This window comes from Methylobacillus sp. DLP286 (genome assembly GCF_056636515.1).
Genome location: NZ_CM153145.1, coordinates 1,767,800 through 1,787,885 on the forward strand (window position 1 = coordinate 1,767,800; position 20,086 = coordinate 1,787,885).

At 51.6% G+C, this 20,086-nt stretch carries 17 protein-coding genes; 8 read left to right on the forward strand and 9 right to left on the reverse strand.

What is annotated here, in order from left to right:
• Positions 1 to 66: 66 nt before the first annotated feature.
• From ACWXTG_RS08555 to ACWXTG_RS08570, 4 genes are all read right to left on the reverse strand, one after another.
• Positions 67 to 1,401, reverse strand: coding sequence for an NAD(P)/FAD-dependent oxidoreductase (locus ACWXTG_RS08555; RefSeq protein WP_407997189.1), 1,335 nt, complete (start codon positions 1,399 to 1,401; stop codon positions 67 to 69).
• A gap of 248 nt (positions 1,402 to 1,649) precedes the next feature.
• On the reverse strand, positions 1,650 to 2,204 hold the full coding sequence (locus ACWXTG_RS08560; RefSeq protein WP_407997188.1) for a c-type cytochrome: 555 nt from the start codon (positions 2,202 to 2,204) through the stop codon (positions 1,650 to 1,652).
• Positions 2,205 to 2,293: 89 nt separating this feature from the next.
• Positions 2,294 to 3,211, reverse strand: a complete 918-nt coding sequence (locus tag ACWXTG_RS08565; RefSeq protein WP_309566190.1) for a substrate-binding domain-containing protein — start codon at positions 3,209 to 3,211, stop codon at positions 2,294 to 2,296.
• A gap of 135 nt (positions 3,212 to 3,346) precedes the next feature.
• Positions 3,347 to 5,224 (reverse strand): methanol/ethanol family PQQ-dependent dehydrogenase, encoded by a 1,878-nt coding sequence (locus tag ACWXTG_RS08570; protein WP_309566436.1) that lies wholly within the window; start codon positions 5,222 to 5,224, stop codon positions 3,347 to 3,349.
• A 271-nt stretch (positions 5,225 to 5,495) separates the two neighbouring features.
• On the opposite strand from ACWXTG_RS08570, the gene pip reads away from it, so the two are divergent.
• Entirely contained in the window at positions 5,496 to 6,449 is a 954-nt protein-coding gene (gene pip / locus ACWXTG_RS08575; RefSeq protein WP_480219599.1) for a prolyl aminopeptidase, read from the forward strand.
• A 23-nt stretch (positions 6,450 to 6,472) separates the two neighbouring features.
• On the forward strand, positions 6,473 to 7,759 hold the full coding sequence (locus ACWXTG_RS08580) for a YhjD/YihY/BrkB family envelope integrity protein (RefSeq protein WP_480219600.1): 1,287 nt from the start codon (positions 6,473 to 6,475) through the stop codon (positions 7,757 to 7,759).
• Positions 7,760 to 7,765: 6 nt separating this feature from the next.
• On the opposite strand, the gene ACWXTG_RS08585 is transcribed toward ACWXTG_RS08580, so the two are convergent.
• The 3 genes from ACWXTG_RS08585 to ACWXTG_RS08595 form a co-directional block, all read right to left on the reverse strand.
• Positions 7,766 to 8,449, reverse strand: a complete 684-nt coding sequence (locus ACWXTG_RS08585; RefSeq protein ID WP_407997185.1) for a Fe2+-dependent dioxygenase — start codon at positions 8,447 to 8,449, stop codon at positions 7,766 to 7,768.
• A gap of 100 nt (positions 8,450 to 8,549) precedes the next feature.
• Positions 8,550 to 10,859 carry a TonB-dependent receptor gene (locus ACWXTG_RS08590; RefSeq protein WP_480219601.1) on the reverse strand — a complete coding sequence of 770 codons (2,310 nt, stop codon included), beginning with the start codon at positions 10,857 to 10,859 and terminating at the stop codon, positions 8,550 to 8,552.
• Between the two features lie 40 nt (positions 10,860 to 10,899).
• Positions 10,900 to 13,065: a TonB-dependent receptor gene (locus tag ACWXTG_RS08595; protein ID WP_480219602.1), complete on the reverse strand. Its 2,166-nt coding sequence runs from the start codon at positions 13,063 to 13,065 to the stop codon at positions 10,900 to 10,902.
• Between the two features lie 223 nt (positions 13,066 to 13,288).
• Here ACWXTG_RS08595 and trhO point away from each other — a divergent pair, with 223 nt between their 5' ends.
• Positions 13,289 to 14,260: an oxygen-dependent tRNA uridine(34) hydroxylase TrhO gene (gene trhO, locus ACWXTG_RS08600; protein WP_480219603.1), complete on the forward strand. Its 972-nt coding sequence runs from the start codon at positions 13,289 to 13,291 to the stop codon at positions 14,258 to 14,260.
• A 66-nt stretch (positions 14,261 to 14,326) separates the two neighbouring features.
• On the opposite strand, the gene ACWXTG_RS08605 is transcribed toward trhO, so the two are convergent.
• Complete coding sequence (locus ACWXTG_RS08605) at positions 14,327 to 14,677, reverse strand: hypothetical protein (protein ID WP_480219604.1); 351 nt, start codon at positions 14,675 to 14,677, stop codon at positions 14,327 to 14,329.
• A 142-nt stretch (positions 14,678 to 14,819) separates the two neighbouring features.
• Here ACWXTG_RS08605 and nhaR point away from each other — a divergent pair, with 142 nt between their 5' ends.
• The 4 genes from nhaR (at position 14,820) to ACWXTG_RS08625 (ending at position 17,385) form a co-directional block, all read left to right on the forward strand.
• Entirely contained in the window at positions 14,820 to 15,719 is a 900-nt protein-coding gene (gene nhaR, locus ACWXTG_RS08610) for a transcriptional activator NhaR (RefSeq protein ID WP_309566180.1), read from the forward strand.
• A 199-nt stretch (positions 15,720 to 15,918) separates the two neighbouring features.
• Positions 15,919 to 16,404, forward strand: coding sequence for a GlcG/HbpS family heme-binding protein (locus tag ACWXTG_RS08615; protein WP_480219605.1), 486 nt, complete (start codon positions 15,919 to 15,921; stop codon positions 16,402 to 16,404).
• 409 nt (positions 16,405 to 16,813) lie between these two features.
• Complete coding sequence (locus ACWXTG_RS08620) at positions 16,814 to 17,101, forward strand: CopG family ribbon-helix-helix protein (RefSeq protein WP_480219606.1); 288 nt, start codon at positions 16,814 to 16,816, stop codon at positions 17,099 to 17,101.
• A complete protein-coding gene (locus ACWXTG_RS08625; protein WP_480219607.1) occupies positions 17,098 to 17,385 on the forward strand; it encodes a type II toxin-antitoxin system RelE/ParE family toxin in 288 nt (95 codons plus the stop codon). The genes ACWXTG_RS08620 and ACWXTG_RS08625 overlap by 4 nt, the downstream gene beginning before the upstream one ends.
• A 510-nt stretch (positions 17,386 to 17,895) precedes the next feature.
• On the opposite strand, the gene ACWXTG_RS08630 is transcribed toward ACWXTG_RS08625, so the two are convergent.
• Positions 17,896 to 18,825: an aromatic alcohol reductase gene (locus ACWXTG_RS08630; RefSeq protein WP_480219608.1), complete on the reverse strand. Its 930-nt coding sequence runs from the start codon at positions 18,823 to 18,825 to the stop codon at positions 17,896 to 17,898.
• 269 nt (positions 18,826 to 19,094) lie between these two features.
• On the opposite strand from ACWXTG_RS08630, the gene ACWXTG_RS08635 reads away from it, so the two are divergent.
• On the forward strand, positions 19,095 to 20,000 hold the full coding sequence (locus ACWXTG_RS08635) for a LysR substrate-binding domain-containing protein (protein ID WP_480219609.1): 906 nt from the start codon (positions 19,095 to 19,097) through the stop codon (positions 19,998 to 20,000).
• Positions 20,001 to 20,086: the final 86 nt, after the last annotated feature.

The following is a 20,086-nucleotide window of genomic DNA, read 5'->3' on the forward strand; positions in this document are numbered from 1 at the left end:
CTCAATCAATAAAAAGCCCGGACAAGTATCCGGGCTTTTTATTGATTAGATACCGCTAGAGAGGCATTAATGCAGCTTAACCCGGGCCTCTGTCCTGCGCGTAATCAGGCGCGCCAGTATCTGGAGCACCACGGCGAAGAACCCATGCAGCGCCATTAAGTGCATTTGATATAAAGACTGATACATCAGGCGTGCAAACAAACCTTCGATATACATGCTGCCACCCGCAATCGCACCCATCAGGCTGCCTACTGTAGAGTAGCGCCCAAGATTGACCAATGAACCGTAATCCCGGTAGGTGTACTCAGGCAGGTTGTCTTTGCCTGCCACACGGGCTTTCACTGTCTTCACCAGCATGGAGGCCTGCTGGTGAGCAGACTGGGCGCGCGGGGGCACGTTCTCGTCATGTCCGGGCCATGGGCAAGCCGCGCAGTCACCGAAAGCAAAGACATTTTCATCCAGCGTGGTTTGCAGCGTGCGCTTGACCACCAGTTGATTGATGCGGTTCACTTCGAGGCCATCCAGTTCACGGAGGAAGTCGGGCGCCTTAATGCCTGCCGCCCACACTACCAGCGCTGAAGGAATGAAACGGCCGCTATGGGTATATACCCCTTTATCCGTCACTTCGGTAACCCGCTCCCCTACGTAAACGTGCACACGCAGCTTGCGCAGCTCAACGTCCACCGCCATTGACAGCTTGGGCGGCAGCGCCGGCAATACGCGGTCGCTCGCCTCAATAATGGAAATCTTGATATCGCGATCGGGGTCAATCCTATCCAGGCCAAATGCAGCCACTTCACGGGTGGTATTGTGCAGTTCCGCAGCAAGCTCGACCCCTGTGGCGCCAGCCCCGACAATAACCACTTCCAGTTGCCCAGCCTGTACTGGTTCAGCCTGGGTTTGTGCACGAATCAAAGCATTGGTTAATTGCTTATGGAAACGTTCAGCCTGGTTTTGCGTATCCAGCGCGATAGAATGCTCGCGTGCGCCGGAAATACCGAAGTCATTGGTGGTACTGCCAACCGCAATGATTAAGGTATCGTACTTGAAAGTACGCCGGGGGATGACTTCCACACCTTCATCAAAATAAGGGGCGACATATACCTCTTTCTTGGTTCGATCCAAGCCGTCCATGCGCCCAAGTCGGAAGTGAAAGTGATGCCAGTGCGCCTGGGCAATGTACTCAAGCTCATGCTTGTCCGGATTCATGCTGCCTGCGGCGATTTCATGCAGCAATGGCTTCCAGACATGGGTGCGGGTGCAATCGATCAGGGTGATATGCGCTTTTTTCTTGCGTCCCAGACTTCTGCCCAGGCGCGTAGCTAGCTCCAGTCCACCCGCCCCACCACCGACGATCACGACACGGTGCAAATCTGAATTTGTTTGCGTTTCCAATTGCATAACTTCACTTTCCAGGACTAATCAATATAAATCCGTACATCTCACGGCAAGCATAGCGTTGCTATATCACAACCACCCCTCAATGACCATGGTAGCTGGCTTGCACAAAAAGGAATGCTTTGATTTTACCTCTAAAGGCCGGGCTTCGCGCATAAAAAAACGGTCATTGAATAAACAATGACCGTCTTTTCTTTATAGAGAAGGATCAGCGAGTGCTGGATCGCACCCGCGCCACCCATACTATTTCATTATTGTGGCTTTTCGTTCAACCATGGCTTGTCGCCGCCGCCCTTGTATTGGCTACGCAGGAAAGCGACGATCTTCAAGATTTCGTCAGTTGAAACCAGGTCTGGGTTGCCAGACACTTGCTTGTGCCAAGTTGCCATACCGCCATTGGTACCACCTGCAATGGTTTCAAACAAACCCTTGTCGGTAATATGCTTGGAGTATTGCCAACGGTCGTCGGTAATCGAAACTGCCACCTGGCCGTCGCCATTTGGACCATGGCAAGTCGTGCAGGAATAAAGACCGAACTTCTTCTTACCTTGCTTGGCCTTCTCTGGATCGGCTGCATAAATCTTAGTGTAAGGATTGACACAAGTTTCCAGGAACTGCTTGGCTTCTGGGGTATCATCATCAGCCACCTTGATATTCAGAGGGCTATTGTCCTTGGTGGACACCAGGTTGCAGGCAGCACTCGCCTGCATTGGCATCGCCAATCCTGCCAGCGCCAGCACAGAGGCTGCCAAGGTTGCTTTGATCACTCCATGATTCAACATACTTTCTCCTTGCTTTTTGAACATTAAACTTCGACTACTTATTAAGAACTAACGAGTCTGCACTTCAATTAACGTGTCAGACTATGAATAGTTGACCCAGTTCATGAAAAATACTATTCAAATTTGGGAATTACATCACCCTTGTTTTTAGATTTTTTCTCGATGTCGTCGCCCTCGACCACTGGCACGTGAGGAATGCCGTACTCATCAAGGATCTTGATGATGTCGTCATGACGGCGGTCCAGCACTTCCTGCAGCATCGCCAGGCGCTCCTTGTCGCGCTTACGCACGCCTAGCGAAATATTCCAATATTCCTTGCCATGGATATTCTCTTGTTCATATTCCGGGGCAGGAACCACAACCAAGGGAATAGGGGCCTTTTTGGCGTAATAGCCGGCGATGGGGCCCCAAAGGATAGCAACATCAATTTCACCCTTGACCAGGTCGTCAATCACAAAACTGGGCGGCAAATTGAGGTCGCGCTGGATACGGTATGGACGGGAGTTGCCGAGCAAGCCCTTGTCGTTGAGCGGCCGGGAGGGCGGCGTCTGCCCTACCACGCCGATAATGCCTTTATGCAGGTCCGGGGAATCCCAGTCCTTGATGTCATACCCGCTATCCTTGCGGTAAACGAATACGTAGCCTGAACGGTAATAAGGCTTGGATGTCGCCATCATGTCATTACCGGCGACCGTGCCGATAATCACATCACACCGACGTGCATTCAATGTATTACGGATGAACCCCATACGGTCATACCAGAATTGGTAGGTCAGGGTCTTGCCAAGATCCTTGGCAATCAATTCGGCAATCTTGTTCTCAAAACCTTCCTGCTTGCCGTTTGAGTAGGGTAAGTTGTCATAGTCCGCGCAGACCTTCAATTCATTTGGATTGTCTTCACGTACCGGGAGGCCACCGCGCCCCACTTCGGTGTCAACTTCCAATGCATTGCCAGCACCGCCTGCCATCGCAACCTGGCTCACGCCGGACAACACGAGTACTAATGAAACCTTCTTCAGCGTTTTTAACATTACTTACTTCCTTCTGCGTTGATAAGCCTGCTAACTAATTGCCTATCAAAGATAAAAAGCACCCCGTCCTAAGACAGGGTGCTTGGGAGCAACTAACCTAATGTCAGCTTTGAATCTTCTGCATTAATCAGACGATTACAGGCTGAACACGTTCAGTGCACCGCCGCCAGGAGCAGCATTGTACTTGGTCAGTTCTTTGTAGCCACCAGCAGCGCCCAGCGCATCGGTGTCGTTGTCAAGGCCAAGGTTCATCGCAACGCCAGCCCAACCGCCGATACCGGACAGTACGCCAACGTATTGCTTACCCTTGTGGGTGTATGTGAAAGCGTTACCGATCACACCGGAACCAACTTGGAACTTCCAGAGTTCCTTACCGGATTGTGCGTCAACAGCCTTGAACCAACGGTCCAGGGTGCCGTAGAACACCAGGTCGGAAGCAGTTGTCAGTGCGCCACCCCAAGCAGAGAACTTCTCCTTGTTGTACCACTTGCTCTTGTTGGTCATTGGGTCATAAGCAGCAAAGCCGCCCATTACGCCGTCAGGACCAGCAAACATGGTCAAAGTAGCACCAACCCATGGTTGACCGGCGATGTACTTGGACTCAACTGGCTCGTATGTCATACAAACGTGGTTCAGTGGAGAGTAGACCAGACCGGTACGTGGGGAGTAAGCAGCAGGCTGTTGGTCCTTGGTACCCAGCGCAGCAGGGCAGATACCCTTAGCGTTGTAGTCTTGGTGAGTGGAGTACTTACCATCCTTCTGAGGAACACCGCTCTTCAGATCAACACCAGTAGCCCAGTTAACGAATGGGTGTACTTTTTCAGCTGCAATGATGCTGCCGGTATGTGCATCAAAGGTATAAGCGAAACCGTTGCGGTCATGGTGCCAAGCGTAAGTCTTGCCGCCCTTGTCGAACAGGATCACTTCATTGATGCCGTCATAATCCCACTCATCGTGAGGAGTCATTTGATAACCCCACTTAGCGATACCAGTATCTACATCGCGAGCGAAAATAGTCATGGACCACTTGTTGTCACCAGGACGTACGTCTGGGTTCCAAACGGATGGGTTACCAGTACCGTAGTAAACCAGGTTGGTTCTGTGGTCATATGGCCACCAGCCCCATGTGGAACCACCACCGTGCTGCCAACCATCCTTAACAGCTTGCGGTTTCAGCCAGGTCTTAACACCCAGGTCCTTTTCAGGGAACTTCAGCTTTTCCTTAGGCAGAGCCTTGAAAGAGCCGCCTTCCTTGTTACCGCCGTTTACGTCTTCATATACGGACAACGAGCTGTAGTGAGGATTGTCCTTGTTGAAATCCTTGCCGATCAGCACTTCGCTGTCAGGACCTGTGCTGTATGCCTTCCATACCAGCGCGCCATCCTTCAGGCTGTAAGCAGCCAGGAAGCAGCGAACACCGAACTCAGCACCGGAACAACCAGTCAGGACCTTGTCCTTGATGACGTGAGGAGCGTTGGTGTTGGTAGCGCCAACCTTAGGATCGTTTACCTTAACGTCCCAAACCTTTGCACCAGTCTTCGCATCCAGAGCAACCAACACGCCGTCGTTCTGTTGCAGGAAGATCTTGCCGTCGCCGTAACCCAGACCGCGGCTTACGTTATCGCAGCAGAGAACAGCTTGCACGGAAGGATCTTGCTTAGGGAAGTAAGCCCAGACAATCTTTTGATTGTCGTTCAGATCAAGTGCGTAAACGTTGTTAGGGAATGCTGTATGCACATACATCATGTTGCCTACAACAACAGGAGAGCCTTCGTGACCACGGTTTACACCGGTTGCGAATTGCCAAGCTGCCTTAACGTTCTTGACGTTGCTCTTGTTGATTTGGTTCAGGGTGCTGTAACCCTGATTATTATGTTGACCGCGTGGATGTGCCCAGTTGTTAGGATCCTTCATTGCGGCTTCTTGGTCAGCAGCTGCAGATGCAACCATAGGCAAAGCCATAGCCATGCCAAATGCCACACCAAGCGCCAGCTTGATTTTGCTCATCTCCATTTTTATAAATCTCCATAGTGATACTACTAAGGGTTTAACAAGACCCAGCCCCACATATACCACCTCCCATTTATAATTACGGGTTGTTGCAGCATCTTTGAGACTTTGCCTTTTACTCACTTTAAAGCGAGTAGACTGCATCTTAGTGCAGGAAAAAATGTTTTGCAATACTTCATTTACATTTTACTTACAATTAAATAATTCCTAAACTTGGTGAGACAATTTCCCATATATAGAAAAATAATCTCCTTCACAGACGAGACCTCCATTCATGACTCACGCGCTTTTCCCGGACATTCAACCTTATCAGCAAGGCATGCTGGCCGTCTCAGGCCTGCATTCCATTTATTACGAGCAATCGGGGAACCCAGCCGGCCAGCCCGTGGTGTTCCTGCACGGCGGCCCCGGCAGCGGGTGCAACCCAGGCCAGCGCCGTTATTTCGACCCGGCCCATTACCGCATCATCCTGTTGGACCAACGCGGCTGCGGGCGCAGCACCCCGCAAGGAGAAGTTGAGGAGAATACGATCGACCACCTAGTGGCCGACCTGGACGCGCTGCGCCAGCATCTGGCCATTGACCGCTGGCTGGTATTCGGCGGCTCATGGGGCAGCACCCTGGCGCTGAACTACGCCTTGGCATATCCACAGCATGTCGCCGGGCTCATTCTCCGCGGCATTTTCCTCAGTCGCCCAAGCGAGTTGGATTGGTTCCTGCACGACGTACAGCACTTTTTCCCGGAAGCCTGGCAGCAATTGCTATCCTACTTGCCAGCAGCTGAGCAGCATGATCCCTTGAGCGCATTCGCGAAGCGCGTGTTTTCAGATGAGCCATCCATCAGTGAGCCAGCCGCCATTCATTGGAACGCTTTCGAAGCCAGCATCATGACCTTATTGCCAAGCGCCACCACTAGTGAGCAAGGCATCAACGGCAAAATCGAGCTGGCGCGCGCCCGGGTGCAAATCCACTACATCAAGAACCAGTGCTTTGTGGGAGAACGTAATTTATTGGCAGAGGCAGCCGCCAGGTTGCAACAGATCCCGACCGTCATCGTGCAAGGCCGCTACGACATGGTATGCCCGCCATTGACCGCGCACGAGCTCCACAACGCCATGCCGCATGCGGAACTTCACATGATTCCCGACGCGGGCCACTCAGGCATGGAAGCCGGCACCAGGAGCGCCCTGATTGCCGCCACAGAGAAATTCAAGCAAGCTCTACACTAAGCAGGGCAACAGGAGCGGTTTTTTTGGCACTCAACATTTCCAAGGTCAAACACCTGGGCAGCCATCCGGCATTGCATAAGTCGCGCCGCGCTTACGCACGCCAGCGTTACAGCACGCCGTTCTTCGTGTTGCGTGAAACGCTGATCAGCTTTCAAGCTCACAACGGGTTTGGCATTTCCGCGTCGCTGTCGTTTTACGCCATGTTTGCCTTGATCCCGCTGATCGTGCTCATGTTTTTCCTGTTGAGCCATCTCGTGGTGTCATCCAACTATGCCACCGTCAAGTTGGCGATCATCGTCAGCAACCTGGTGCCCAACCTCAGCAACCGCATCATGGTGGAAGTCTATAACGCCTCACAGCATAAGGCCGCCTGGGGCGTTTTCGGCTTCATCGCCATGTTCTGGCTGGCCGTGCCATTGGCAGGCGCCTTGCGCTCGGCCTTCTACACCATCGCCAGCATCCAGGAAAAGCCTTCGTTCCTGCGGCGCCAGATCAAGGATATCCTGGGCGTGCTGGGTATATTGTTGATGTTCTTCCTGTTTACCATCCTGGGGCTGGGGATAGAAAAAGTGATCAACATCCTGGAGCCGCATACCGCCCATTCCAAATACATCAACTCAGCCACCTCCATCGCGCTCACCACATTATTGACCGCGATCTTCTACCGCGTCTATTTCCCGGTGCGCCTGCGGCTGTCCCATATCATGATCGGAGCTGTGGTGACCGCACTGCTGTGGCTTGCCATGCGGCCGGCCTTCAGCCTGTTCCTGTCTGTGAACCCCGCTTACGGCGCGGTATTCGGCGGCATGAAGAACCTCTTCATCTCGATTGCCTGGCTTTACTACACTTTCGTGGTATTCATGCTCGGCACCACGCTGATCTCCACATTGCGCAAAAAAGATGTGCTATTGCTGCGGGGGCTGTTTGATCAGATGCCGGAGGACAAGACAGCTTACTTGGACGAATTGATGGAGCGTTATGGCAAGACATTCCAGCGCGGCGACTATATTTTTAGAGTCAATGATAACTGCCATGACCTTTATTACCTTGTCTCAGGCCAGATCAAGCTCATGCTGGGAGAGAAATTGCTGCGCGAACTCAACAGCGGCGATTATTTTGGCGAAATGGCGTTCTTGACCCAAACGCCTAGGGTTGCAGATGCGATCGTGGTTTCCAAGGAGGCCGGGGTCGTCGTCGTCAACGCAGAGAATATCGAAACGCTGCTGCAAGGCGAGCCGCAAATCGCCATGAATTTCCTGCGCCAGATAGCGACGCGACTGCAGCACAGCCATATAAACGGCTCGGCTTAAGCCGCCCTAGCTATCCGCCCACATCCGCAATAGATTGTGATAGACGCCGGTCAGGCGGATCACCTCGGGGTCCTTGCCGCCGCGCTCGGCCCCAATCGCCTGGATGCTGCTGTCCAGCTGGAACAGCAAAGTACGCTGCGCATCGTCGCGGATCATGCTCTGCATCCAGAAAAACGATGAAACCCGGGCTCCGCGCGTGACAGGCGTCACGTGATGCAAACTGCTGGAAGGGTAAAGCACCATATGTCCTGCTGGCAGCTTCACCTCCTGAGTGCCGAACGTATCTTCAATCGTCAGCACCCCACCGTCATAATCCTCAGGCTCAGAGAAAAATAAAGTGGCGGAAAGGTCGCTGCGGATGCGGAAATTGGTGCCGCGCAATTGGCGGATCGCATTATCCACATGCGTGCCAAACGCTTGCCCGCCCTCATATCGGTTGAACAGAGGCGGAAACACTTTCAGAGGCAAAGCTGCCGAGATGAACAAAGGGCTCATGCCCAATGCATCCTGGATCAAATCCCCGACTTGGCGCGCCACAGGCGAACCTTCCGGCAGCTGCATATTATTCTTGGCCAAAGCGGATTGGCTGCCTGAAGTGACATTACCATCCACCCATTCCGCCGCATCCATCAATTGCCGGCACTGTGCCACCTGATCCTTGGTCAATACCTCTGGAATTTCAATCAACATTTCATCTTTCCATCCAACCAACAAGCAAAAAACCCTATAGAGAGTTCGACTCTCCATAGGGCCAGAGTAAGAGATATATCGAACTGAACTTATATCATATTTAGAACTTGAAGTTCAGAGACAAGAATGCAAATCTTCCAGCAGCCACTGTAGCCAGACCGCCATGAGACGAGCCTGAATTGCTGAAGTAGCGCTTGTCTGTCAAGTTCTGAATATTCAACTGCAAGTTGATACGCTCATCGAATTTATAGGTGGCCATCGCATCCAAGCGCACATAAGACGGAACCTTGAGTGTATTGGCCGTATTCACATACATCTCGTCCGTATAGAACGCGCCGCCGCCTACAGTCAACTGCGGCAGCAACTCATAAGTGGTCCATAAGCTGGCGCTGTTTCGCGCAACGGTTGGCAATGGCTTACCTTTACCTAACAGCCCTGATGCATTAGTAGCTGTTTTCACCTGCTCGCTGTCCAAATAGGTATAGCCAGCAAACACATTCCACTTGTCTGTCAACCGGCCTGCGGCCCCGAGCTCCAAGCCTTGCACCCTGGTTTCACCAATATTGTCCAGAAGCCCTGTATCGACATTGGTAACCCGGCTATCTGTACGCCTGATGTGGAAAACAGCTGCATTCAGCGCCAACCCATCCAATACATCCCACTTGGTACCGACTTCAAGGCTCTTAATCCGCCCAGGGTCGAGATCCTGCGTATTCACTGCGATATCCGACCCATTATCAGGGCCGACAACGCCATTGCTGATCCCCATAGGCACTGTCGAGGTGGCATAGGTAGCGTAGATATTGCCGTTAGGCCGCACCTTGTACACCAAACCCAACTGATAATTGAAAGATCCATTATCGGACTCTCCTACGCTTTCGGCGCCAGCCACAATATTGACATGCCTTCTGGCTTCGAATTTGTCATAGCGTACGCCTGCATTCAACAACCATTGGTCATTGAACTCGATCGTATCAAAGGCAAAAATGGATCGATTGAAACTGGTGCTTCTATTATTTGCCTCATGGTCCGGGAAAGTCACCGTTGCCACGCCAGCAGGCGCAGTATTGTCTGGATTCGTGGCATCCACATTCGGATTTGCCCCAGCCACTTCAACATTGCGATATTGATATGTCACATCCCGGCTGATGGTCACTCCCACATTCATTGTGTGCTTAACCTCAGCGGTATTGAAGCCAAATGACACATCTGTCGTATTGGCGATAGTAGTCGTTTCCACTTTTCGCGCATGGTTAGTACGAGACAGCAACGGGAAAGTCGTCACCCTTGGCGAACTCATGACATACTCATTATCCGATTTCCCATACCGGCTGATATTCCGTAAGGTTACGTCATTATCGAAAGTATGCTTCAGTTCGAGAGTACCGATATCTGTGGTCGTCTCTTGATAATCCCGATTGGTATAGCCAAAGAAATGGTCTTTGCTGACATGAATAGGCTCGCCGTTCATGAATGGAAAACCGCGATCAGGAATATCATCCGTCTCCATATGGTACCAACTTACCGTGGCAGTGGTAGGCCCGTTCAAACCCAGCGTCAAAGATGGCATGAAACCCCAACGCTTCACATCCACACCGTCACGCCCCGGAGTATCGGCGTCATGTGTCATCCCCACCAGCCGTATAGCCGCATCGTCGCCCAGCATGTAGTTGCCATCGAACGTCACCCGACGATAGCTATCCGTACCGATACCGATAGTGCCCGATGTAAAGCTGTCCGCCTTGGCTTTCTTGGTGATGATATTGATGCTACCCCCGGCAGACCCTTGTCCGTCAAATGCACCTCCAGGCCCTTTGATCACTTCCACACGCTCGATTGCAAATACTTCGCGGTTTTGCGTTGCCAAATCCCGGAAACCATCGACAAATATGGAGGATTGCGCATCATACCCACGTATAAATGGTCGATCGGACATAGCGCCACCCGAACCACCCTCACCAACCCCGAATGTAATGCCAGGCGTTGTACGCAAGGCATCCTGCAATGTGAGAGAACCACTATCCTTGATCACATCCTCAGTAATCACACTGATTGTTTTGGGGGTGTCTTGCAGCGAAGATGTAAATTTCTGATTCTCAGACCGTTCTACCTTGTATTTATTTTCCTTATGTACCTGAACAGTCGTTTCAGGCAAGGTCGTTACCTCTTCGTCCGCAGCCATTGCAACCATTGGCGTGGCAAACAACAACGCCACTGCGGTAGCGACTGGCTTCATTGCCAACTCAATGTTCTGATTAAGATTTTTTTGCACAGTTTCCCTTTCATTTCCCTGACAAACATTTGGGAAACGGAATATAAATAATAAACATTCACATTTCAGCACACATTCTGAAGGGGAACTGTAACGCTGAATTTTCTTTACATTGCCCGAGAAATGAAAATACCCCATAGAGTCAAACTCTATGGGGTATTGATTTTGCTAGAAAAATCTAGAATTTGAAGTTTAGCGACACGAATGCCAAGCGACCAGGAGCCACGGTGGCAAAGTGACGTGTGTAAGTCTGATTGAAGTAACGCTTATCAGTCAGGTTTTGGAGATTAAGCTGCAAACTAATGCGATCATCAATCTTATAATTTGCCATGGCATCCCAACGGACATAAGAAGGCACATAGAGCATGTTACCCGGATCGGCATAGACCTTGTCCACATAGAATGCGCCACCGCCAACAGTCAACTGAGGCAACACTTTATAGGTTGTCCAAACACTGGCACTATTCTTTGCAACACCAGGCATGTCCTTGCCCTTATTTAGGGTTGACCCCAGATCCCGATGATTACCTAAAGCATTGCCGGTCTTGGATTGCTCGCTATTCAAGTGCGTATATCCAGCAAATACATCCCACTTGTCAGTGATCTTGCCAGCGGCACCGAATTCAACACCTTTAACATCAAACTCACCAGCATTAGCATAACCACCGTCTGCCATCAGCACTCGTGCATTAGACTTTTGAGTGTAGAAAGCTGCTGCGGTCAGTGACAGGCCTTCCAGTACATCCCATTTTGTACCCACCTCAAAATTCTTGGTACGCTCAGGGTTCAAGTCACTAGCCACATTGGTATAGCCATTTTCATGGTTCCCATCGCCGTTTGACAAGCCAATGGGCGTGGTTGAGGTTCCATAGGAAGCATAGATACTGCCATTAGGCTGCACCTTATAGACAACGCCTAACTGATAATTCCAGAAGTTATGATCCGCTTTGGCTGTACTATTTTTCACCTCGAAACGATCATAACGAACACCAGCATTCACCAACCATTTTTCATTCAGCTCAATGCTGTCAAACACATATGCTGACTTGCTACGGCTAGTCCAGGTATTTGTCGGATCTGCACTGAAGGCAACAGAACCAGGCCAAATATCATTAGCATCAGGATTCAAGAAGTTACCGTTGGGGCCTCCGTTCTGGTTAGCCCCGGTGCCTCCAGAAAATGTGGCTGAGTAAATATCTGTTTCTTCTCGGCTGATTTCAAAACCGGTATTGACAGTATGCTTAATAGACCCTGTATGGAATGCAATCGACAAATCAGTCAAATTTACTAAAGATGTCGTTTTTGTTTTGCGTCCTTGACCTTCCCTTGGCGCAATATTATTGGCTTGGTTAGCAGCACTTGGCAAAGAGCGGGTTACCACATACTCATTTTTTGTTTCCCCATAACGCAATGTGTTGCGCAATGTCACATCATCGCTAAAGGCATGCTTAAGCTCAAATGTACCAATATCCGCATTGGTTTCATGATAGTCACGGTTCTTCAAACCATAAAAGTTATCCTTACTTACACCAACAGGGCGACTCTTAGTGTTGCCGGAGTTGTCCCGATATGGCAAACCACGATCCGGCATATCATCCGTTTCAAAGTGATACCAGCTGACAGTGGCAGAAGTAGGGCCATTTAAACCTAAAGTCAAAGACGGCATAAAACCCCAGCGCTTGACGTCTACATCATCGCGGCCTGGAGTATTTGCATCATGGAACACACCGACCAGACGGATAGCCGCATCATCACCGATCATATAGTTGCCATCAAAAGTAGCACGGCGATATTGATCGGTACCGAAACCGACAGAACCAGAAGTAAAATTGCCAGCCTTCGCACGCTTGGTAACGACATTGATACTGCCGCCAGCAGAGCCGCGGCCATCAAATGCACCACTTGGTCCCTTGAGCACTTCCAATTGTTCAATCGCGAAAACTTCACGTTGCTGCGAACCAATATCACGCAGACCATCCACGAAAATGGCACTCTGTGCATCAAAACCGCGAATAAATGGGCGATCACCAATCGGACCGCCACCCTCGCCAGTACCAAAGGTAATACCAGGTGCTGTACGCAACGCTTCTTGGAATGTATTGGAACCAGTGTCTTTGATCACATCTTCCGTAATGATAGTGACTGACTTCGGAGTATCCTTCAGCGGCGCTGTAAATTTCTGATTTGCAGACTTCTCCACCTTATAAGGATTTTCTTTTTTTGATTGCACTTGAAGCTCTGGCAGAACGCCAGCTTCTTCAGCTGCAACTGCAGAGCCAGTGAAGGCCAACGCAATGGCAGCAAAAATTGGCTTCAAGGCCGGATCGTGTTTTGTATTTTGCACAATTTTCCCTTTACAACGTTTTACATAAATTCACAGAGATGGAATATAAATAATAAACATTCTCAATTCAAGTAAAATTTGTATATCGTTGTATATTCGCAACATAATAACCATATGAAATCTATGGAAATTTAATTAAAATAGCGCGTGTTAGTGCATTTATGCTCAACTGCAGAATGCCTTTTAACCCATTGATTTGTTATATTTTCGTGAGAAATTTGTCGTGCATCATATTGTCGTTGCTGCTTTATATAAGTTTGTTAGCTTGCCTGACTATCAGGAGATTCAACCGGGCCTGCTGGCCTTGTGTAACGCCCACGGCATCAAGGGTACCTTGCTGTTGGCGGAAGAAGGCATTAACGGCACAGTGGCTGGCAGCCGTGAAGCCATTGATGCCTTGCTCGCTTACCTGCGCCAGGATCCGCGATTCGCGGATATCGACCATAAAGAGTCCTTCACTGACGAAATGCCGTTCTATCGCATGAAAGTGCGGTTGAAAAAGGAAATAGTGACCTTGGGAGTGCCGGGCATCGACCCCAACAAGAAAGTAGGAACTTACGTCAAACCGGAAGACTGGAATGCTCTGATTTCCGACCCGGATATCATTGTGGTCGACACGCGCAATGATTATGAATACGAAATTGGCACGTTCAAAGGCGCTATCGACCCGGCCACCACGACTTTCCGCCAGTTTCCCGATTATGTCCGCAACAACCTTGATCCGGCAAAAAACAAGAAAGTCGCCATGTTCTGCACTGGGGGCATTCGCTGCGAGAAAGCCAGTTCATATATGTTGGAACAGGGATTTGAAGAGGTCTACCACTTGCAAGGCGGCATTCTGAAGTACTTGGAAACTGTTCCAAAGGAAGAAAGCCTATGGGAAGGGGAATGCTTTGTATTTGACCAGCGGGTGGCAGTGAGACACGGCTTAGAGGTGGGAGATTATGACCAATGCTTTGCATGTCGCCATCCCATCTCTGCCGCAGATATGGCATCGCCGAAATATGTGAAAGGCATTTCCTGCCCTCGTTGCTATGACAAACTGTCAGCTGAGAAACGCGCCAGCATTGAAGAAAGGCAAAAGCAGATTGAGATTGCTCGCCAGCGCGGTGAAGAACACATTGGAGACAATGCGCGTAAATATTCGGCGATTCACAAACAATCAAAAATTAAAAAAACACCCCCAGAAGCCTAGCTCTAGGGGTGGCTCCCAGGCATCTGCAAATGCCTGGGAAGGGTGCGATGTTGCGTGGTGTGAGGCTTAGTTCACCCCCACATACCGCTTAACCTTGAAGTGATGCTTAGGATGCGTCACATACACAAACTTCTTCCCGGCATTGCGATCTGCACTTACCCCGCTCGTATCGATACGGTTCAGATTGAAGTGATGCCTGAAATGAGGACGATTGTTGCGGGACTGCACCACATCCTTATGTGTAATCACCGCTTCGGACTCCGCCACACGCGCATCGGTAGCCAGGCGGCTGGGATTAATCGTCGCCGCAGCCAGCACCTGCTGATCGAACAGGGCCGCGTTATGCTCCTCTGCCTGGGCAAAAGAAGCCCAGGAAGCAACAAGTGCCAAACTAGCGATAGCAACTGTCTTTTTCATGATGATCTCCAATGAGTTGATTGATATTTTGTCTTGCCATGGTGCACATCCTACTAGACGAAGATCACAAGAAAAACATACTATTCTCTGATTAATTGTTCGGGAAATTCGAAGTGTTGAGGTTTGCCACCAAGGAGACATCATGAACTATAAGCAACTCAGTTATTTCTGGGCTGTCGCCAAAGCTGGCAGCCTGGTCAAGGCCAGTGAGCAATTAGGTGTGACTCCACAAACCCTCAGTGGGCAAATTTCGCTACTTGAAGCCGACCTGAACGTCACATTGTTCAAGCGGGCCGGGCGCGGCCTGGAACTCACGGATGCAGGACGTCTTGCACTGCCTTACGCCGAGCGCATTTTCGAAATAGGCAGCATGCTGGAAGAAACCCTGCATCATCAACCCAAAAAACGTCCTAGGGTTTTCAACGTAGGTATTGCAGAATTCGTCCCCAAATCCATTGCCTATCACCTACTTTCGGCGGCCATGGAATTAGAAGACCCGATTCGCATTGTGTGTCGGGAAGACAACTTCGAAACACTGCTCGCGCAACTGGCGATTCATAAATTAGACATTGTACTGGCAGACCGGCCCATGCCCAGCGAAGTCAACATCACCGGCATCAGCCGCAAACTCGGAGAAAGCGGCACCTCCTTCTTTGCCACCGCAGAACTTGCCATGAAATATCCAGGCCAGTTCCCGGAACGCCTGCATCGCGCGCCCATGCTGGTCATGGGAGAGGATAGCCTATTACAAGGGCAGATCATGCGTTGGCTGAACGAGCAACATATTACCCCCAACATTGTCGGGGAGTTTGATGATAGTGCACTGATGAAAGCCTTCGGCACTGCTGGAGCGGGTTTCTTTACCGTCTCATCCGTCATCGCGCATGAAATTGAACAGGAGTATGACGTCATCAAAATTGCCGACACCGATGAATTTACCCAGCATTTCTATGCAATCTCCGTCCCCAAGCGGGCAACTCACCCTGCCGTGGTAGCAGTAAACGAATCAGCGGATAAATTATTTTTGTTTAATAAGACTTAAAATCTACGCAGAAAATAGCACCCCAAGATAATGTTTAAAAACTAACACTCTGTTGGTTTCCCATTAATAAGTGATTCTTACTGAACATCCACTCAAACGCTTCCATATAAAAAAACTTTAAAAACAGCCAATTAAAACACTCTCTCCACTTGGCATATCAATTGCAGGTCTAGGTGCTTTCATAAAAAGGACCTCAATAATGACTCATATTTTCCGTTCGACTATCGTTGCTGCCATCTTTGCTTCCTATTCTAGCCTCGGCTTGGCGGCTGATATCATCGGTTACGGCGCTCCCATCACGAGTGATCTGGCCAAAAAAGCCGCTACAGCGGCGATTGCAGATGCAAAGAAAAATAACTTGGCGGTAGTAGTCGCAGTAGTGGATAGCAGCGGCAGCTTGTCCTATCTAGAGAAAATCGACGGCACCCAGATCTCCAGCGTGGAAACCGCCATCGGCAAAGCTCGCACCGCTAACAATTTCAAACGCCCAACCAAAGCGCTGGACGATGTAGTAGCCGGTGGCCGGGTCGCCCTGCTCAACCTGCCAAATATTTTGCCGCTACAAGGCGGCTTGCCAATTATCCTTGATGGGAAAATCGTAGGCGCCATCGGAGTAAGCGGCGCCACCTCTCAACAAGATGAGCAAGCGGCCGCCGCAGGCTTGGCAGCCATTGGGGCCAAATAAAACCTCCAACAAAATAAAAGCACACTGAATACACTTCCTTTTGTATTCAGTGTGCTAACTAATAAAGATAGATATCAATCAAATTATCAAACTTAGGAAGTGAGCTGCTGCACTCGCCAATCAGCCATCTTACCGGGCACCAACGGATTATGAGTTTGCCGCTGACACGCTATGTCTAGGAAAATCAAGCGTATACGAGCGTAATTGAAATAAGTAGAAAGTACTTATGCGTCAGTAGTTTAGCGTACTTATGCGCAGATGGCCAAAACTGATGTGTGTACCGCTACTGTACCGCTGGCGAAGGCAAACTCGGGTGCAGGTCACCCTCTGCTATGGGCATCAATCTCATAGAGACATTCAGGGTGTAGTGCTACACTGCACATTGCGTGTAACACATGAGGATGGTGCCATGAGTGATGCCACTTTTACTTTTCGAGTCGATGACGGCCTGAAGGCTGAGTTTGCCAATGCCGCCAAAGCCAATGACCGTACCGGAGCCCAGCTTCTTCGCGACTTCATGCGTAGTTACGTGGCCCAGCAGGAAGAAGTCCAGCAATACGATGCCTGGCTGGCGAAGAAGGTCGAGCAGTCGCGGGCATCTGCGGAGGCGGGCAGCCTGATTCCTGCGTCTGATGTTGAAGCCCGCTTTGCCGCTCGCCGCACAGCGACCCGCGCTCGCATGGCTGCCCCTGAATGATGGAGCTGCTATGGACGCCAGAAGCCGTCAGGGATCGTGAAGACATTTATGACTACATTGAGGAAGACAACCCTCTTGCAGCCCTGGCACTTGATGATCTGATAGCAGAAAGAACAGCAGTGCTCCTGGATTTCCCAAGAATGGGCCGGGGCGGGAGGGTGCCGGACACCTTTGAGCTGGTCGTCCACAGCAGCTACATGGTTGTGTATGACATTGTGGAAACGCAGGTGCGAATATTGAATGTCGTGCATACGGCGCGGCAGTGGCCGCCGCTGGATGGGTGAGACTCGCAAAAGTACACAGTATCATCGCCCGCACCCTCGCCATCCAGGTGCGCAGTGGCGAAGTGGAGGTCCACTCGCCACTGCGGCAGCAGGCCGACGCCTGGATGACCCCGCGCGTCCGACAGATGGTAGCGCACGCCAGTCTCGACAGTCGAAGCAAATGGGGCCACCGCACCTTATCGCGCACACCGTGCTTCGTCGGGCTCGATTGCCTACACAGCGGTGCTTGTCGGTTCATCGTAACCCAATACGACGTCACTTTTCAGAACAATGAATGCGCAGCTTCGGGCAGGCGCCCGAGGAATCATCCGTTTAGTTAGCGATCAGCATCAGCTCGATTTCGGGTGTGTGGTTTTGCTGTAAAGAGATGAGGCGGCTCATGCCGGCTGATGAACGCAATGCGCATCAGCCGGCTAGTCGATTTTTCGGATCCACGCCTGACGTTAGAAAGCACCACGCTGAGCTTGTTTTCTGGTGGGGGACGCGCACAGCCTCATGCAAGCAACCGGGTCAGACTTCCAACAGGTGCCGCAGATAACGCGCGACATCGACCGTTTCAATGCGGTGTTTTGCATTGAAGGTGTTGGCCTTGTCCCACCACATCCCATCACCCAGTGCGAAGGCGGCACGGTAACGCGTCATGACATCATCAGGCGTCTGCGCCAGATCGGCGCGCAACTTGTCCAGCGACCACAGCGTCTTCTCGAACGTTTGTCCGGTGACGCGCTCGACGACTTCAGCCAATTCGCCGTAGGAAATCGTATCACCGGCCACATACACCACCTCGTTGGCGATGCGCGGCTCGGCCAGCAGTATCTCGGTGGTGAGCCTGCCAATGTCTTCCGGCGTCGTGACCGTGACCCTGGTGTTCCAAGAGCCCAGGCCATGGACAGTCCTAGCTGCCAAATTCACCACATCGAACTCCGGTTCGAAAAGGAAGCTGGTGAACATGCCGGTGGAGATGATCACCCACTCGGTTTGCTGCTGCGCGCGCAGCAGTTGGCGTACTTCATATTGTTCGTCGAACACCGGTTGGCCGCTGCCCTGTCCGACCACATCGTAGTCGACACCGAACTGCCACGGGAAATAGCGCTCGACCTTGGCGTCTAGCGCGGCGCGGGTGATCTTCAACTGCGTGCCGGGGCCAGCCACGAAGCCGGTGCAGTTGACGACCGTGCGATAGCGCTCAAACAAGGCTTTTAGGGCGTCGGCATCGCCCGACAGATCGAAGCCGATGACCTCCACCCCCAACGCCTGCAGGATACCGAGAGTTTCGATATCGCCGGGGCGGGAGCTGGAGACAGTCTGTGGTGAGACAACAACCGTGACCGATTGGCAGCGCTCGGCCGCGCACGGAGCGAGCGCACGCAGCACCGCCATGCCCAGTTGACCGGCGCCAAGGACCAGTAGGTCACGGCGATTGGATTCGTTTCCTGACATAGATATAATTTCCTAAATTCAAACAAAATGATGATTTCACACCGACCATCCAGAATGGCCAATGAGCGGCCTTATGAAGAGAATCATGCAAAACTTTTGCTGACTCTTTTCATGCATGGAAGTTTAGGTCCATGGCAGCAGATGAAAAAGCGGACAAAGCAACTTTCACTATTTGAATAAATGCAATAATTAGTCGTTTCAGTCCTGATGCGATGAGGTCCCAAACCCTGGCGCATTAGCTCGTTCACCCTCACAAGGAGATGTTCACCATGGATAGACTGCGAGCCATGGAAATTTTCGTGCGCGTGATTGAGGCCGGCAGTTTCAGGCAGGCCGCCGATACGCTGAACGTACTTCCGTCAACCGTCACACGTAACATCAAGGAGCTGGAATCGCATTTGGGGACGCGGCTACTCAATCGCACGACGCGCGCTGTCAGCGCCACCGATGCGGGTCTGCGCTTCTACGACAGTTGCAAGGCGATCCTGCGTGAACTGCAGGAGGCCGAGGATCAAGCCGCTCAGCAAGCCGAAGCGCTGCACGGCACAATCAAGATCGGCACCACCTCGTCGCTGGCGAGGCACTGCCTCATCGCAGCCTTGCCGGCGTTCACACGTCGCCACCCACGAGTCGAACTGGAACTGCATCTGTCTGACAGCACGGCGGATGTCGTGCGACAGGGACTGGACTGTGTCATCCGAACCGGCACCCTACGCAACTCACGGCTGGTGGCCCGGCGCATCGGCCGCTTTCACTGGATCGTCTGCGGTGCCCCGGATTACCTTACGCAGCACGGAACGCCTGACAGCCTGCTGACCTTGCAACAGCACGTCGCGGTGGGCTACCTCGGCGGCCACGCTGGCCGTCTGGCACGTTGGAATTTCCAGGACGGCGCGCAGACCACTGCCATTGCCATGCAGGAAAACGTACGTGTCGACGACACCGACGCCTACGTGGAAGCCGGTATCGCAGGCTTGGGCCTGATCCGCGTGGCCAGCTACATGGTGCGTGAGCACTTGGCTGCAGGCAGGCTAATCCGCGTGCTTGAGGGGGCGCATGCCGAACCGGAGCCAATTTCCGTTCTTTACCCACACAGCCGGCACCTTTCCCCGGTAGTACGAGCGTTCGTCGACTGGAGCAGCGAAGTGGTGGCGCGGGCATCGAGCCAGTGGTGATGCTGCTGGCCATTGAGGACCTGCGGCTCCGCCTGCCTGATACGTCTCAACTACGAAAGTTTCATAGTGTCCATTGTCATGTCCAT